The sequence below is a fragment of the Streptomyces sp. NPDC033131 genome (genome assembly GCF_055578365.1).
In genome coordinates this window covers 109,110-124,859 of the sequence record NZ_JBVIPA010000007.1, presented here as the reverse complement: position 1 = coordinate 124,859, position 15,750 = coordinate 109,110, and the positions used below count along the sequence as shown (strand labels likewise).

The window sequence follows — 15,750 nt, the reverse complement described above, 5'->3', positions numbered from 1 at the left end:
GTGAGGGCGGGTACCGGCAGCGTGCGGGGGTGCCACGCTGCCGGGGGCCGGCAGGTCCCCGGGCAGGAATTACCCGGGCGTACTTTTCTGCAAGCTCCCCCTGCATCAAGTTGCAGCGAAAGTCATTGCGCGCTCACTGATCTCTCTGGAAATATTCACGACGTCAGAAGTCGACGCCAGAAGTTGCGATCCGGGGGGATGAATGGACTACTCGGTATTGGTGCCATTTCTGCCGCGCCGGACGGAACAGGTTCTTCCTTTCGCGGCGCTGGTGGAATGGACGGGAGCCGCCAGGCTCTGGCAGGGGCAAAGCCTGCTGATGGAGCCTTTCCAGACGTTCTCCGCTCTCGCCGGCTCCGGATTCCGGGTGCCGACAGGCCTCGGAGTCACCCTGATGCCGCTGCGGCATCCGTTCGAGGCCGCGCACAAGGTCAAGACCTTGGCGATGGCGACCGGTGAAGAGGTCGTGGCCGGCTTCGGGCCGGGTGCGAAGACGTTCCAGCAGAGCCTGCTCGGCGCTCCTTACCGCAGCCAGCTCACGGCGGTCCGTGAGTACATGACGGTGGTCCGAGGGCTGCTCAGCAGTGACCCGGTCGACTTCGACGGCGAGTACTACACCTGCCACGCGGGGATGGGCCCGGCGATGTCGCCGCCCGTGCACCTCGGGCTCGGGGTGCTGCGCCCCGGCATGGCCCGCCTCGCGGGCGAGGTCGCGGACGTGGCGATCACCTGGCTCACGCCGGCGGCCTACGTCGACGGCGTCGTCCGCCCCGCGCTGCGGGAGGGGGCGAGCGCGGCGGGCCGGGCCGTGCCGAAGATCACGGCGATGGTGCCGGTGGCGCTGGAACGCCCCGACCGGGACGTCTCCGATTTCGTGCTGGCGAGTAATGCGGCGCATATGCAGGCGCCGCACTATATCGACATGCTCGGAAAGGCGGGCATCGATTTCACCGAGCGCGATCCGAAATCGGCCGCGCGGCTCATGGCGGAATCCGGGGCGTTCGTCTTCGGGAATCTCGACCAGATCGTGAAGCAGCTCGACGAGTATCGGGATGCGGGGGTCGATGAAATCGTGCTGAACCTCACGGGCGTGTGCCGACTCTACGGAGCGAGCGCTGCAATGGACGACTTGAAGCAGATTCTGGCCGCCGTGGGCGCGGACAGGAGGGACTCCGGTGAATGAGGAACTGATCGCCCGTGTGGGCCACCACCTGCGTTCCTGGGTCACAGGGCGCCCGCTGACCGCTGAAACACCGGGTGCCGCCGTCACCGTCGTCCTGGAGGACGCGGCCGGTCTGGACGCTGTGCTCGGCTCCGACGCCGTGGGACCGGGGACGCTCGTCCTCGTCCCGGAGGCTCCGGCGGTGCAGCAGGGCCGCGACGACCGGTCCGGTGCCACCGTCGTCGGCTACGAAGGCTCGCTGAGCGGCTCGGAAGGCGACGCGTCGGTCGACGACGTCCTCTTCCTCCAGATCCAGGACTACGGCGTCAGCCCGTACATGTCGCTGCTCGGCACGACGCTCGTGCGGATGTCCGGCGACACGGACTTCGACCTGTTCCTCGCGGATGCCGACGCCGCGCGGACGGAGGGCCGGTTCGCCGCGTTCGCGGTCAGCCCGGCCGTGCAGCTCGCGGACCTCTCCGCGCTCGGCGCGCGGGTCCCCGGTGACGGTCCGGGTACCAGGCTCTACGTGGGTCGGGACGGCGGCGTCTCGGTCTCGCCTCAGGGGCTGCGGCTGGGGACCGTCGGGGACTCGGCGGCCGTCCTGCGCGCGGAGTGGGAGCGGCTGAACGCGGCGAGCGAGGTGCCCGGCACGGTGCCGCTCGGCGCGGCCGTCCCGGAGGAGGTGCGCGGCCCGGCTGTACACCAACGCCCTTGGCTCGCACGCTACTTGACGACGCTGGACGTGCTGCGCGACCTCCAGACGCGGGGGATCACGGAGCCCAGGGTTTCAGGGTTCGGCCACCGGCTCGTCCCCGAACTCGCCGAGGCCGAAGGTGCCTTGTGCGCCGAGAGGGCTTTGAACGCCGACGACCCCGAGGCGCCGATCCTGTGCTGGACGCCGGAGCGGGCGTACGTCAGGGTCCCGGGCCTCGACCGGACCTTCCAACTCGGCCGCCGGGCGGCGGAGATCACGGAACTGCTGCTGGTCCTCGGCGCCGACGAAGCCGCGACGCGGCACGCGGACCGGGCCGAGGTCGAGCGGGTCCTCGCGTTCTTCGCCGACAAGGGAGTTCCCCTGGCACGTGTGCTGGAGGCGACCGCATGACGACGACCCGAACCGCGGCGGTCCCGGGCCTCGCCGGCGAGATCCTCACCGGGTACGGCGACCGAGTCCGCGTGCACGACCTGTACGACGAGGCAGGCGCCTCCGTCTACCACGACCTCGCCGCCGCCGACACCAGCGAGATCAGGGAACTGACCCGGGCCGTTCGTGCCGTCCCCGGCCCGGTCCTCGAACTCGCCGCCGGGTCCGGCCGGTTGACACTCCCCCTGCTCGCGCTGGGCCGTGAGGTCACGGCCCTGGAGCTGAAGGAGAGCATGGTCGCCCTCCTCAAGGAGCGGCTCGCCGAGGCCCCGGCGGGGATCGGGGGGCGCTGCACCGTGGTCCAGGGAGACATGTCGGCGTTCGCGCTCGGCGGCGCCACCTTCGCCGTCATCGTCCTCGGTACGACGTCCATCTCGCTGCTCGACGCCGACGGCAGGGCCGGGCTCTACGCGGCCGTCCGCGCCCACCTCCGGCCCGGCGGCAGGTTCCTGCTCTCCACGGTCGACGTAAACGGCGCTGACGGGGACGACCTCGACCTGGAGGCCGCGGGTGCCAGTGGCCGACGTTATCGGATGATCGAGCACTGGCGGTACGGCCAGGAGGTTCGCCAGGTCACCATCCTGACTCCCGAGCGGGAGACACCGCAGGACGGACCGGTACCCGTGTTCACCACGGCCATCCGGGTCCTGCCCCCCGACGACCTCACCCGGGAGCTGGCGTCGGCGGGACTGCGCGTCGTCGCGCGGCACACCCTGCCCGCCGCCTCCCCCCGCCACACCGACGTGCTGCTGGAAGCGGAGGCCGCCTGATGTCCACCGAACTCTGGCCCTCCCTGCTCGAACCCCGTCTGCACGGAGCGGACGACCTGTGCGCCGTCTCGGCGGACGGCGTCCGCATCCGCTTCCTGGACGGCCGTGAACTGCTCTGCGGCACCAGCGGTCTGTGGAACGCGAACCTCGGCTTCGGTAACGAGGCCATCGCGGAAGCCTGCGCTGCCGCCCTGCGCGATGCCTCCTACCTGTCGGTGTTCCGCTACGAGAACGTCTACGCGAGGCGTGCGGCGCGGGCGCTGGTCGAGGCGGCGGGCGCGGACCACTACGGCCGGGTCGTCTTCTCGACCTCCGGCGGTGCCGCCAACGACCTCGTGATGAAGCTGGCCCGGCACTACCACGCCCTGCGCGGGGACGGTGCGCGCAAGCTCGTCGTGGGCCTGCGGGACAGTTATCACGGGCTGACGTTCGGCGGGTTCGCGCTCACCGGCGAGAACCTCGGCCAGTCCGTCTACGGCGTCGACCAGCGGCTCGTCCGCCATGTGTCCCCCAACTCCATTGAGGAGATCGCCCAGTTGGCGGCCCAGCAGGGCAGCCGGATCGCGGCGGTCGTGGTGGAGCCGGTGCTCGGCAGCGGGGCGGTTCCCCTCACCCCGGAGTACGTTCAGGCGCTGCTCGAACTCCGGGACCGGCACGGCTTCCTCCTCGTCGCCGACGAGGTCGCCACGGGCTTCGGCCGCACCGGCGACTTCTTCGCCTCCCAGCGCTGGCCGGCCCCGCCGGATCTGCTGATCACGTCGAAGGGCCTGACCAACGGCACCCACGCCGCGGCGGCCGTCCTGCTGCCCAGGGCGCTCGCCGAACCCTTCGACGCGGCCGGCGACGTGTTCGTCCACGGAGAGACCCAGGCCGGAACGCCCGTCACCTGCGCGGCGATCCTCGCCACCGTGGAGGAGATGAGTCGGCTCGACTCGGTCGCCTCCGCGCGGCGCCTGTCGGCCGTGCTGGACGAACGGCTGGCGCACCTGGTCGCCACCGAACCGCTGGTCTCGGGCACCACGGGCATGGGCTGCTTCCGGTCCATCCGGCTCAGCACGCCCGGCGGAGAGCCGCTGCCGCAGCAGGAGGTCCCGGAGGTCGTCGCCGCGATCCGCGAGGCCGGCGCGATCGTCCACCCCAGCGTCAACGGCGTGCAGATCCTTCCAGCGCTGGTCTACACCGACGACGAGGTCACCGAACTCCTCGACTGCGTGCGGGCCGGGGTGGCCGCGCACGCCCGGCAGCCCGAGGCGGTCTGAGTGGACACGGTGTGGAACTTGAGCGGCCGACGCCCCACCCAGGTGGTGCACGGCATCGGCGGACTGGCCAAGTGGCTGCCCCACCAGAAGGGGCGGACGCTGACCCTGCTCGCGGACCCGGCCGTCGCCGAGTCGGAGACGGTGGACCAGATCCTCGCCTGCGCGGCCTGGGCGGGACGGCCGGTGGAACGGCTCGTACCGGACGGCCCCGGCACGCTGGAGAGCGTGACGGCGCTGGCCGAGCGGCTGCGCGACAGCGAACTCGTCGTGGCCGTCGGCGGCGGGACCCTGCTCGACCAGACCAAGCTGGCCGTCCTGATGAGCGCGGCTCCCGTGGTCCGGGACCGGCTGGCGATGCGCGGCCGGAGCGGGCTGGTGCTGCTCCCGGCCGAGGCGGTGCCCGCGGTGCCCGTCGTCACCGTCCCGACGACCGTCGGCACCGGTAGCGAGCTGAGCGGCGGCGCCTGCCTCGCGGGACCGAGCGGCAAACGCCTGGTGCTCGGCAACGGGCTCCAGCCGGACGTGGCGGTGCTCGACCCGGTCGCCACCCGGACCCTGCCCGCGGAACTCCTCGCCGAGGGGGTCTTCGAGGTGTTCTTCCGGGTCGCCGGGATGTACGTGGGGGACCCGCAGGACCTCCCCTCGGAGGACGCCTTCACCCTGACGCTGATCGAGCGGCTGACCGTGCTCGGCGCAGAGCTGGCGTCCATCCGGCGGGCCGGTGAAACCCCCGGCGACGCGCTGAGCCTGGAGATCGCCAAGCTCAGCGGCGTGAGCCACGGCCCGTGGTTCAACCAGGGCCGCGACCCCTGCGCCTGCAAGGGCTGGTACCTCGCCAACGAGCTGTCCACCGGCCTCGGCCTGCGCAAGATGACGGCCGCCGCCGCCGTGCTGCCACCCCTGTGGCGGCGCATCGCGGAGGGCGACGTCCGCTGGGGGTCCGCGCCCCGACTGCGCCGGCTCTGGCAGGCCGTCACCTCGGTCCACCTGCCGGCCCTGCCGGCGGACCCGGTCGAGGGGATCGAGTCCCTGCTGGACCGCTGGCTGATCGAACGCGGCATCGACGCGAGCGCGGAGCGGACGGAGCTGATCGCCCGGTCCACGCTGCGCGCGTGGGGTGACGGACTGCCCACCTTGGGCGCGCTCACGCTCGCCGACATCCGGCGGGTGATGGACCAGGCCGTCCGTCAGCCGCCCACCACAGACTTCCGCCGGCCATCGCCGGCGGACGGCCCGAAACACCACGGGAGGGGGGAAACATCATGCAGACCGTGAACAGCACCACGTCCGCGCCCCTGGAGCTGGCTCTCCAGGAGCTGGACCAGCAGCTGGACATGCGGGAGCTGGAGGCGCTCGACGCCCCCGACTTCAGCTGGAGCGCTGCTCTCAGCGCCGTCGGCGGCCTGAGCGCGGGAGGCGTCATCTCGTACGTCTCCATCGTCACGCTCGCCACCTGATCCCCGGATCAGAGAGACCCAAGACATCTGGAAGGAGGTGAAAGAAATGAAGGAGAACACGAACCCCGCTCTGGAACTGGCCATGCAGGAGCTGTCCATGGAGGAGCTGGAGGGCATGGAGGCGCCTGACTGGTGGGACAGCTTCCTCGCCAGCGCCGCCATCTCGGCCGGCGTGAGCGCCGCCTACAGCACCATCGCCGTCACCTCGGTCATCGCGACCTGACGGTGCGGTGCCTGACGGACAGTGCCCTGTTCCGGACGCCGGCCATTGGCGTCCGGAACAGGGCCGCACCGACGAATATACGTGCGGCCCGAAGCCGCAGGGGAGGACGTGGCGTGACCGACGCCATCGACATCACGGGACTCACGAAGCGCTACGGCGAGCTGACCGCCGTCGAGGACGTGTCGTTCACCGTCCGTTCGGGCCGGGTGGTGGGCCTCCTCGGGCGCAACGGGGCCGGAAAGACGACGACTTTGCGGATGCTGCTGGGGCTCGCGCGCCCGACGGCGGGCAGCGCCACGATCTTCGGCCATCCGTACGCAAAACTGCCCGGAGCGGCGCACCGGGTGGGCGTCAGCATCGACGGCATCGGCCCCTCCGCCGCCGCCTCCGGCCGCGCCGACCTGCGGATCTGGGCCCAGGCCTGCGGCCTGCCCCGCACTCGGGTGGACGACGTCCTCGAACAGGTGGGACTCGCCTCCGACGCCCACCGCAAACTCCGCGACTACTCACAGGGCATGCGGCAGCGGCACGCCCTGGCCACCGCACTGCTCGCGGACCCCGAACTGCTCATCCTCGACGAACCCGCCAACGGCCTCGACCCCGACGGCATCCGCTGGCTCCGCGAACTCCTGCGCTCCCTCGCGGAAGAGGGCCGCACCGTGCTGGTCTCCAGCCACATCCTTGCGGAGGTCGAGCAGATGGCCGACGACATCGTCATCCTCCAGAAGACCCTGCGCTACAGCGGCACCGTCGCCGACCTCACGAGGAATGGCGAACTCAGCCTGGAGAGCCGCTTCTTCGACCTGGCCGACCCCGCGGTGAAGGAGGACGTTCGTGCGTGACCTGATCGGAGCCGAGTGGCGCAAGATCTGGACCGGGCGCGCCTGGTGGGCAGTCGCAGCCGCCGCCGTCCTGATGTGTGTGATGGCCGACGCCGGGTTCCTCCAGCAGGAGCTGGACAAGAACCCTGACGGCGGCAGCACCGGGGAGATCACCTCCACGCTCGTGCAGGGCTGGTTCATGGTCGAACTCGCCGCCGCCGTCGTCGCGATGCTCGCGGTGACCCGGGAGTTCGGGAACGGCGCCATCAGCCGGTCGGTGCTGCTGAGCGGCGGGCGGGCGCGGCTGCTCACGGCCAAGCTGCTCGCCGTCGTCGGCAGCGGCGCGGTGTTCGCCCTCGCGGCCGGCATGCTGGCCGCCGTCAGCCCGTGGCTGTTCCTCGCCGGGCACGACCGGCAGCCGGAGTGGACGACGACCACGACGTGGACGCTGCTCGGGGTGATGCTGACCATCGTGGTCGGTGCCGTGTGGGGGGCGCTGCTCGGGCTGCTGATCCGGCAGCAGGTCGCCTCGATCCTCGTCCTGCTGGTCAGCACCTGGCTGGTCGGCGAAGGCCTGCTGCGGATCGTCCCGGCGATCGGCAGGCTCACCATCGACGAAGCCATGGCGTCCGTGTACCGGGGCGGCAACGAGAACCTGCTGCCGATCCCGTGGGCCCTGCTGGTGCTCGCGGTGTGGATCGGTGCGGGCACGGCCGTCGCCCGGACCCTGTTCCTGCGCCGGGACCTTCCGTGAGAACGGCCCTGAGGCGGCGCCAGGAGGAGAAGCCCCCGGCACCGCTGCCCGAGCGTCCCCGCCTGGCGCCGGACGCCCGGGTCCACGAGCCGATCGAGGACGGCGCCCCCTGGCTCGTCCAGTCCGGCGCGCAGCGCTACCTGCGGGTGGCCGCCGGGATGGCGGGCCTCCTGCGGCTGGCCGACGGCACCCGTGATGCCGAGGACATGGCGAAGGAGCTGGGCTGGTCGGTCGAGCTGGTCGGCGAGGGGCTGCTGCGCGCTCAGCGCACGGGGCTTCTCGAAGACGCGGCCGACAAGCCGCGCCGGGAGCGCCGGATCACGTTCGTCCCGCCGCTCACCGTCCAGCTCACCGTGGTGCGCCCGGAACGCATGCTGAACGTGTTCCGCCCGCTCACCGCCCGCCTCGCGCACCGGGGTTGGGCGATCGTGGCCGCGACCCTCGCCGGGGCGGGGCTGCTGTCGCTCGTCGTCCAGGCGCAGACGGCGATCGCCGCCCTGTCCGAGCCGATCTCCCTGCCGGCGCTGCTCGCGCTGCTCGTCGTCACCTACTGCGGCACCATGCTCCACGAGCTGTCGCACGGCCTGGTCCTGAGCCACTACGGCGGCCGGCCCAGCCGTATGGGCTTCATGCTCTTCTACCTGACACCCGCGTTCTTCTGCGACGTCTCCGACGGCTGGCGGCTGCCGAGGAACCGGCAGCGCGTACGGGTCGCGCTCGCCGGGATCGCCACCCAGACGGTCATCGCCGGTCTCGCGGGTGTCGGTTCGGTGGTCGTGGCGGTGGCGGGGGGAAACCCCGCTGTGCGTGACTTCCTGCTGCTCCTCACGGTCACCAACTACGTCTCCGGCCTCTTCAACACCATCCCGTTCGTCAAGCTCGACGGCTACCTGGCGCTGATGAGCCACCTCGACATCTCCCACCTGCGGGACCGGTCCATCACGGACGCCCGCCGCCTCGTCGCCCGGCTGCTGTTCGGCGGGCGGTACGAGCGGGAGCTGCCCGGCGTCGAGTGGGCGCCCTTGTTCGGGCTGGCCTGCATGCTGTTCCCGCTGTATGTCGTCAGCATGGCCTTCACGCTGTGGGGGTCGGTTCTGGAGAGCGCGGGGATGGTGGGTGCGGTCCTCGTCTCCGTCGCGCTCGGGTATCTGTCGCTGCGTGTGTACGTCGGCGCCCTCAAGCTGCTTGCGGCGGCGCGGACGGCGGGGGCGGTCGGGTGGCGACGGGTGACCGTCTCTGTGGCGGCGGTCGGGGTGGTCGCGGTGGCGCTGCTGGGGATCTCCGTGCCGTACACCGTGACCGGCGGGTTCGTGGAGGAGCGGGGGCGGACGGTCCTTGTGGCGACCGGGACGACCGACCGGGACGCCATTGAGCCCGGCGCCGAGGTGAGGTTGCTGAGCGGCGGGGTCGTTCTCCAGAAGCAGCTCGGTACGGCCGAGGTCGCGTCCGGCGACTTCGTGGACCTGTCGGTGCCGTTCTCCGCGTTCGTCCCCGTGACCGGGCTCGACTCGCTGAAGGTGCCGGTCGCCGGGGTCGTCCTCGACGGTGGGCGGCTCGCGCCGGGGACCACTGGCCAGGCTGTGGTGGACGCGGGTGAGCGGAGCCTCGGTGACTGGCTGTACCTGAAGTACGTGGCGCCGTTCTGGCGCTGACGTCGACCCCTGAACTTCCGTACTCCCGAAAGCGGTTGACCTGTTATGGATGCGTATCGGCGTGTGATGTTCCTGGCGCCCGGCACCCCCTTCTTCGACCGGACCGAGGCCGACACCTCCGACCCGGACGACGACTTCCTCGCTTCCGCGCCGCCCGCCGACTGGTCCTGCAACACCGGCACCGACTGGACGATGCTCACCCCGCACGGCTGTCAACTGCCCGCGCAGGGCTGGAAAGTCCACGTGTCGACGACGTCGGAGAACGCGCGGAGCGTCCTCGCCCGGTCCTGGGAGTGGCTGGTCGAGCAGCGCATGGCGTTCAAGTTCATCCGCAGCAGGCAGGTGCTGTTGCGCCGCAACGGCAAGTACGGGGACCGGGGGGCCAGCGGTAAGTTCATCACCGTCTATCCCGAGGACGAGACACGCCTGGCTCTCGTTCTGGATGAACTGGGCGAGATCCTCGACGGCGAGCGCGGGCCCTACATCCTCAGCGACCTGCGGTGGCGTTCCGGTCCGCTCTACGTGCGGTACGGCGGGTTCGTCGCGCGCATGATGAAGACGGCGAACGGGGAGAGCGTTCCCTGCATCGAGGACCCCGAGGGTCGGCCGGTACCGGACGTGCGCGGGCCTTCCTTCCGGCCCCCGGAGTGGGTGACGATTCCCGACTGCCTGACACAGGCGCTGGAGGCGCGCAACGCGGGGACGCTGCACGACTTCCCCTACCGCGCCGAGCGTGCCCTGCACTTCTCCAACGGTGGGGGCGTGTACCGGGGGACCGACACGCGTACCGGTGCGCCCGTCCTGCTGCGGGAGGCGCGACCGCTCGCCGGCATCGACACGCATGGCGAGGACGCCGTCGCCCGGCTCCAGCGCGAGCGGGACTGCCTGGAGCGGCTCGCCGGACTTCCCTGGGTACCTCGCCTGATCGAGGCTCGTGTGGGGCACGAACACCACTTCCTCGTCCGGGAGTTCGTGGAGGGGGAGACGCTCGCGCTGCGGACGACTCGGGACAACCCGGCGTCTCCGGAGGCCGATGTGGAGCGGACGGCGGCGTACACGCGGTGGGCTGTCGACGTCCTCGACCAGATCGACCAGGGCGTGCGGGCCATGCACGAACGGGGTGTGGTCTTCGGCGACCTCCATCCCGGCAACGTCATGGTCCGCCCTGACGACTCCGTCGTGTTCATCGACCTGGAGACGGCGTCGACGGACCTCACGGCCCGCCAGATCCACGCGGCGCCGGGATTCGCCGCGCCCCCTACGCACCGGGGCACGGCGATCGACCGGTACGCACTGGGGTGCCTCCGGATCGCCCTGTTCACACCGCTGACCAGTCTGTTGGCGTGGGGTCCCGAGAAGCTGGATCAGCTGATCGAGCTGATCGAGTCGCGGTATCCGGTGCCGGGGGACTTCGGGGAGAAGGTGCGCGCGGATCTGGGCGCGGGCGTGGTGGGCGCGGTTTCCGAGGGGGAGACCGAGAGGGGCGACGGGGATCTGGGGACGGGTGTGGCGGGCGCGGTGTCTGAGGGGGGCGGCGCGAAGGTCCGCGTCGACCTCGGCGCCGGCGCGCAGGACCCGGCGCCCGGCGAGAGGCCCACGGCCCCGGTCGGCACCGGCACGCTCGCCACGGCCGTCGGCGCCGGCGCTCTCGCGTCAGCAGTCGGCACCGATGCCCTCGCCACGGCCGTCGGCATCCTCTCCACCGCCACGCCCACCCGCCAAGACCGCCTCTACCCCGGCGACACCGCCCAGTTCATCCTCCGGGAGGGCGGCACCTGCCTCGCCTACGGAGCCGCCGGAGTCCTCTGGACCCTCGCCGAGACGGGGACGGAGATTCCCGCCGAGCACGTCGATTGGCTGGCGGAGTCCGCGCGCCGGACCACCGACCCGTCCCCCGGCCTCTACACCGGCACGTCCGGTGTCGCCTGCGTCCTACACCTCCTCGGCCGCACCGACACCGCGGCGGCCCTCCTGAAGGAGGCTTCCGCGGCGGAACCCGCGAACGACACCCTCCTCGACGGCCGTGCCGGACTCGCCCTCGCCCACCTGTACTTCGCGCGCGCCACCGGCGACGACAACGCCCTCGAGCAGGCCATCCTCCTCGCGGAACACCTCGTCGAGAGCGCGGCGACCCGTCCGCCCCGGCGAGGCGAGGCCGGTCTGCTGCGCGGCAGGGCCGGCACCGCGCTGCTCCTGCTGCGCCTGCACGCCCACACCCCCGACACCGGCCTCCTCGACGCCGCCCACGACCTCCTGGACGCCGATCTGCGTGCCCTCGGCTGGACGGACGACGGCTGGACGCCGGGCTCCGCCGGCACGCGTCCCACGTTCGCGGCGGGCAGCGGCGGCACCGCCACGGTCCTGCGGGAGTACCTGGGACAGCGCCCCGAGCCGCAGTACGAGTCGGCCTGCGAGACCGTCCTGCGGTCGGCCCTGGACTGCGTCCCTCACACCGTGGGCCTCTTCCACGGCTTCGCGGGCGTCCTCCTGACGGCCACCCGGCTGGCCGGACCGGCGCAGGCCGCCGCCGTCCAGCGCTACGCCGCCACGGCCCGCCTGTACGAGGTCCCCCACGAGGGTGCTCCCGCGTACCTGGGCCTGGAGAACGTCCGTCTGACGACGGACCTGGCGACGGGGGCGGCGGGCGTGCTGCTGGCGCGAAACGCTGCTGCGGACAGGCCGGCGTTCCTGTGAACGACGGTGTGGCGCCGCTGTTTTCGGTGATCTGCCCGACCTACAACCGATCGGCGAAGATCACCGAAACCATCGACTCCGTCCGCGCCCAGACCCTCCAGGCCTGGGAACTGCTCGTCCTCTCCGACGGTTCCGACGACGACACCGACGACTGGGTACTGCGTGCCGCGCGCCAGGACCCCCGCGTCCGACTCCACCGCGTCGAGCGCAGCGGCCACCCCAGCGGCCCCCGCAACGCCGGACTCGCCCTGGCCCGAGGCGAGTTCATCGCCTACCTCGACCACGACGACCTCTGGCGCCCCGGCCACCTCAAGGCCCTGCTCGGCATGTTGCGAGCGGGCGCGGACTTCGCGGTGACGGGCTGCACCTACCACGACGCGGACGGCGCGGAAGCCGCCGAGTTCGCCCCGCTGTCCGCCTTCTGGCACCCCCAACTCCAGGTGCTAGGACCGATGTTCGAGCCGTCGAGGGCGGCACACCGGCGCGGTGTCGTGGAGCGGGTCGGGGGCTGGCGCGGCGGTGCGGGCCTGGAGGACTGGGACCTGTGGCTGCGGGTGGCCGACGCGGGGTACACGTTCCGGACCGTCGTCGAACCGACCGCGGCCCTCCTGATGGACGTCGGCACCCGTAGGAACCGGATGCCGCGCCCCCACCGTCTGCCCCTGGTCGTGCTCGACGACGCGCGAACCGCCCACGGGCTGCTGAGTGAACTCCGGTCCGGCCGGCACGACGAGTCGTTCCGCGCGGCCGTGTCGGCGGACATGAGGGACTGGTACCGGCGGATGGACGACTCCGGCGCGCTGGTCCGCCCCCTCGACTGGGACGGGGACCTCGACGACGAGATCCGGCGGGTGGTCTCCGGCGAGGTGAAGCTCTTCGAGGAACTCGTGCTGGTCCCGGACCGGGGCCGGTACGCCCTCGCCCGCAACCTCCTCTGCTCCCGCACCGAACACGCCCACCGGGCCGCTCGGTTGGTGCCCTCGGTCCAGCCGCGTGTGCTGCGGCTGGTGAGGGACCTGGCCGAGGACGGGCCCGGCGGGCGGGCTGGGCGTTCAGATCAGGCCCAACTCCTTGGCCCTTAGGGCCGCTTGGAAGCGGGTGGTGGCCTCGAGGCGTCTCAGCAGCTCCGCGACCCGCCCCCGGTAGGTGCGGACGGAGATGCCGAGTTCACGCGCGCCGACCTCGTCCTTGTCGGCGCGCGACATGGCTTGGAGCACCTTCAGATGCGTGCCGTCCAGCAGGACGGGATCGAACAGCGTCGAGGCGTCCAGCGCCTTCGACCAGCAGAGGTCGAAGAACGACAGGAGGACGTCGGCCAGCGCCCCCTGTTCCACGCGCGCCCCGCCCGGTGCGGTGTCCCGCTCCGCCTGGACGAGGGCGGTCTCCCGGTCGGCGATCAGCACCCGTTTGAACTCGCCGTCGAGGAGGCGGACCTGTGCGCCGTGCCGGATCAGCTCGGCGAAGAGCGCGGACGTCGCCTCGTTCTCCAGGGCCCGTCTCTGGAGCAGGACCTTCATCGCCACCCCGCGCCGCAGGCAGGGCAGGCCGATGCGGCGCGCGGTGAGGATCGCCTCCGGTGTCAGGGTCTGTTCCGGCTGTATCGTCAGGACTTCGCGCCGGGCCTGGGATATGAGGTCCACGGCCCGGTCGCACATGCCACTGTCGTCTTCCCGGGGCTGTCCGGTGGGACGCCGTAGGAGGGACTGGCGGATCAGCGAGTAGCCGAACGACAGGATTTCCTGCTGTTCCGCATGCAGTTTCCTGAGCCGCTGGTCCAGCAGTCGTCCGACGCTTTCGATGTCTTCGCCGGTTTCCAGATGTTCCGAGTGTTCTGGTAAAAGCGTTTGGTGTACGGAGACACTCAAGACTGTTTCCCCCGTGAATGCCCTAAAAAGCGGACGCGGCGATGACCGCGGTGAGAGCGGCGATGGTGGTGCGGATGGTGTCCCCCAGTGCCGCGGCCCGGCCCTGACCTTCGGTGATCGCGGTCAGTCGATCATCGAGGGCGGGACCCTGCGGCAGGACGGCCTTCAGGCCCGAGTGGTGGAGGACGGTGATCAGCGCGGCCGTGCGCTCGTCGGGGTCCTGGCCCTCGGCGAGGACGGAGGTCAGCCGTCCGCGCAGCGCTGCCGGCTCCGACGGGTCTGTGACCGGGTGTTTCACCGATCCGAACACGCCGAGCACCCGCCGCCCCTGCTCCCGCACGAGCTCCTTCTCCAGGAGCCCCTGGTACGCCGCGTCGAGCGCCGCCTCCCGCACTGCCAGCAGCCACTCCCGGGGCGTCTCCTCGGGGTGGTTCCGCTTGTGCTCGTCCATGGCCGCAGCCGCCGGGCTCACCGGTGTTCCGGGAAGCTCCAGCTCCAGCAGGGCGGCGGCCGAGGCCGCCAGGGACACCCGCAGCGGCGCCTCGCGCAGCTCGCCGGTCTTTTCGTCCAGCGCGAGCAGCACGATCTGCTCGCCGATGGTCAGATTCGTGGTCATAGAATCCCCCGTTGCTTTTTCACATAGAGGTCGACGAAAGGAGTCAGAGGGAGTTCCCGATGGCAGAGGTAGGCATTTCGCCTTCCCTCCGCGGTGCCGTTCACACCCCTGGACTCACAGGTGGCGGCGGAGCCGAAGAAGCCCTCTCGGGCGAAGCCCTCGGGCGGCGCGGCGAAGGTCTGCGCGGCGGAAGCCTGCGGGGCGCCCAGGGCGAACGGGACAGCGAGCATCCCGCCCACCGCCGCCATCCGTATTGGTCTGTACATTTCAATCCCTCTGCCTTGTGACGCCAGGGCAGGATCACTGCGGCGTCATCGAGCGGGGAACTGGTCTTCCCTGACCGGTGAGTTTCACGACCCGACCGGCCACCCCACCGACACAAAAGCCCGGTGTGGGGCTGCCTGTGGGTGCTCGGCGGGGCGCTCAGGCGCCAAGTTACGCGCGTAGCGCTCCCATGGTCAACGCCCGCCGGCATGACACGGGCCACGATCAACAGGCCGTCAAGCGCCTTGCGCCACACTTTCCCGAATGACCACTCAGGGGCGTTTATGCAGGTCAAGGCTGTTATGCGGCTTACGTGAGTGTCCCACTTCGATGTAGTTCGCCTAGTCGTCGACACGGTGATCGAGGACGAGGTCACCGTCACCGGCCCGAACAAGGTCACGTCGTACGACTACGCGGGCGCCGCCTGGGCCTTCGACGACAGCGAGCTGGTCAAGACCAAGAAGAAGACCTGGAACCAGTGGCGCGGCTTCCGCTCGGTCACCATGAAGACGGGTGAGGCGGGCAGCAAGCAGCTCCGCACGGAGACCACCCACCTCCAGGGCATGGACGGCGACCGGGAGAAGGAGTCCGGCGGCACCAAGTCCGTGACGGTTACCGCCTCCGACGGCACGAAGACCCGTGACGACGCCCGCCACCAGGGCTTCGTCGTGGAACAGCGGAGCTTCAACGGCGGCGCCGAGGCGACCGGTTCGGTCAGCACGCCCTGGAAGTCCGAGCCCACGGCGACGGACGGTCACCGCCTGCCGGCCATCCTGCCGTGACCGTGTCACGGATGATTGTCCTGCTAGCCCTCTGGGCAGCTGGGTTTGCGCGCTCGGGGCGCTCTTTCTGGCGGCTCTTCAGCAATTCCGCTGGTGGACAGCCGGTGGACAGACGCCTTTGGACAGCGCATCACGGGGTCACACGGGTCAACTGCCGCATAGGCTCTGACCAGGAAAAGACGTCACCACGCAGCACGACGGAACACCACGCAACACGATTCCTCATGGTCTCGTAATGCGTAGGTCTCGGGTTCGAATCCCGAAGGCGGCTCTGTGGAAGCCTC

At 71.0% G+C, this 15,750-nt stretch carries 15 protein-coding genes; 13 read left to right on the top strand and 2 right to left on the bottom strand.

Annotated features, from left to right (window positions below):
• The first annotated feature begins 202 nt into the window (after positions 1-202).
• From ACZ5XS_RS12405 to ACZ5XS_RS12350, 12 genes are all read left to right on the top strand, one after another.
• Positions 203-1,183: an LLM class flavin-dependent oxidoreductase gene (locus tag ACZ5XS_RS12405; RefSeq protein ID WP_468650394.1), complete on the top strand. Its 981-nt coding sequence runs from the start codon at positions 203-205 to the stop codon at positions 1,181-1,183.
• Positions 1,176-2,270, top strand: a complete 1,095-nt coding sequence (mpaB, locus tag ACZ5XS_RS12400) for a daptide biosynthesis RiPP recognition protein (protein ID WP_468650392.1) — start codon at positions 1,176-1,178, stop codon at positions 2,268-2,270. Before ACZ5XS_RS12405 ends, mpaB begins: the two co-directional genes overlap by 8 nt.
• Complete coding sequence (gene mpaM / locus ACZ5XS_RS12395) at positions 2,267-3,079, top strand: daptide-type RiPP biosynthesis methyltransferase (RefSeq protein ID WP_468650390.1); 813 nt, start codon at positions 2,267-2,269, stop codon at positions 3,077-3,079. The genes mpaB and mpaM overlap by 4 nt, the downstream gene beginning before the upstream one ends.
• Positions 3,079-4,338 carry a daptide-type RiPP biosynthesis aminotransferase gene (mpaD, locus tag ACZ5XS_RS12390; protein WP_468650388.1) on the top strand — a complete coding sequence of 420 codons (1,260 nt, stop codon included), beginning with the start codon at positions 3,079-3,081 and terminating at the stop codon, positions 4,336-4,338. Before mpaM ends, mpaD begins: the two co-directional genes overlap by 1 nt.
• Positions 4,339-4,356: 18 nt before the next feature.
• Positions 4,357-5,613, top strand: a complete 1,257-nt coding sequence (gene mpaC, locus ACZ5XS_RS12385; protein ID WP_468650386.1) for a daptide-type RiPP biosynthesis dehydogenase — start codon at positions 4,357-4,359, stop codon at positions 5,611-5,613.
• Positions 5,610-5,795, top strand: coding sequence for a daptide-type RiPP (locus ACZ5XS_RS12380; protein WP_328749162.1), 186 nt, complete (start codon positions 5,610-5,612; stop codon positions 5,793-5,795). The genes mpaC and ACZ5XS_RS12380 overlap by 4 nt, the downstream gene beginning before the upstream one ends.
• Before the next feature lie 46 nt (positions 5,796-5,841).
• Positions 5,842-6,018 carry a daptide-type RiPP gene (locus tag ACZ5XS_RS12375; protein WP_158002849.1) on the top strand — a complete coding sequence of 59 codons (177 nt, stop codon included), beginning with the start codon at positions 5,842-5,844 and terminating at the stop codon, positions 6,016-6,018.
• A gap of 113 nt (positions 6,019-6,131) precedes the next feature.
• The gene (locus ACZ5XS_RS12370; RefSeq protein ID WP_468650383.1) at positions 6,132-6,860 is read left to right on the top strand and encodes an ABC transporter ATP-binding protein; all 729 of its coding nucleotides are present in this window, start codon (positions 6,132-6,134) and stop codon (positions 6,858-6,860) included.
• Positions 6,853-7,593 carry an ABC transporter permease gene (locus ACZ5XS_RS12365; protein WP_468650381.1) on the top strand — a complete coding sequence of 247 codons (741 nt, stop codon included), beginning with the start codon at positions 6,853-6,855 and terminating at the stop codon, positions 7,591-7,593. The genes ACZ5XS_RS12370 and ACZ5XS_RS12365 overlap by 8 nt, the downstream gene beginning before the upstream one ends.
• Positions 7,590-9,245, top strand: coding sequence for a daptide biosynthesis intramembrane metalloprotease (mpaP, locus tag ACZ5XS_RS12360; protein WP_468650379.1), 1,656 nt, complete (start codon positions 7,590-7,592; stop codon positions 9,243-9,245). The genes ACZ5XS_RS12365 and mpaP overlap by 4 nt, the downstream gene beginning before the upstream one ends.
• 66 nt (positions 9,246-9,311) lie before the next feature.
• Entirely contained in the window at positions 9,312-11,939 is a 2,628-nt protein-coding gene (gene lanKC / locus ACZ5XS_RS12355) for a class III lanthionine synthetase LanKC (protein WP_468650378.1), read from the top strand.
• Between the two features lie 8 nt (positions 11,940-11,947).
• The gene (locus ACZ5XS_RS12350; protein ID WP_468650376.1) at positions 11,948-13,021 is read left to right on the top strand and encodes a glycosyltransferase; all 1,074 of its coding nucleotides are present in this window, start codon (positions 11,948-11,950) and stop codon (positions 13,019-13,021) included.
• Here ACZ5XS_RS12350 and ACZ5XS_RS12345 read toward each other — a convergent pair.
• The gene (locus tag ACZ5XS_RS12345) at positions 12,992-13,804 is read right to left on the bottom strand and encodes a hypothetical protein (RefSeq protein ID WP_468650374.1); all 813 of its coding nucleotides are present in this window, start codon (positions 13,802-13,804) and stop codon (positions 12,992-12,994) included. The genes ACZ5XS_RS12350 and ACZ5XS_RS12345 overlap by 30 nt on opposite strands.
• 22 nt (positions 13,805-13,826) lie before the next feature.
• Positions 13,827-14,420 (bottom strand): GOLPH3/VPS74 family protein, encoded by a 594-nt coding sequence (locus ACZ5XS_RS12340; RefSeq protein ID WP_468650372.1) that lies wholly within the window; start codon positions 14,418-14,420, stop codon positions 13,827-13,829.
• 620 nt (positions 14,421-15,040) lie between these two features.
• Here ACZ5XS_RS12340 and ACZ5XS_RS12335 point away from each other — a divergent pair.
• On the top strand, positions 15,041-15,466 hold the full coding sequence (locus tag ACZ5XS_RS12335) for a hypothetical protein (protein WP_468650370.1): 426 nt from the start codon (positions 15,041-15,043) through the stop codon (positions 15,464-15,466).
• Positions 15,467-15,750: the final 284 nt, after the last annotated feature.

Bases quoted from the DNA above. Each gene is read 5' to 3' on its own strand.
- ACZ5XS_RS12405 (WP_468650394.1), top strand. From the start codon at position 203: ATGGACTACTCGGTATTGGTGCCATTTCTGCCGCGCCGGACGGAACAG.
- mpaM (WP_468650390.1), top strand. From the start codon at position 2,267: ATGACGACGACCCGAACCGCGGCGGTCCCGGGCCTCGCCGGCGAGATC.
- mpaD (WP_468650388.1), top strand. From the start codon at position 3,079: ATGTCCACCGAACTCTGGCCCTCCCTGCTCGAACCCCGTCTGCACGGA.
- ACZ5XS_RS12375 (WP_158002849.1), top strand. From the start codon at position 5,842: ATGAAGGAGAACACGAACCCCGCTCTGGAACTGGCCATGCAGGAGCTG.
- lanKC (WP_468650378.1), top strand. From the start codon at position 9,312: ATGTTCCTGGCGCCCGGCACCCCCTTCTTCGACCGGACCGAGGCCGAC.
- ACZ5XS_RS12340 (WP_468650372.1), bottom strand. From the start codon at position 14,420: ATGACCACGAATCTGACCATCGGCGAGCAGATCGTGCTGCTCGCGCTG.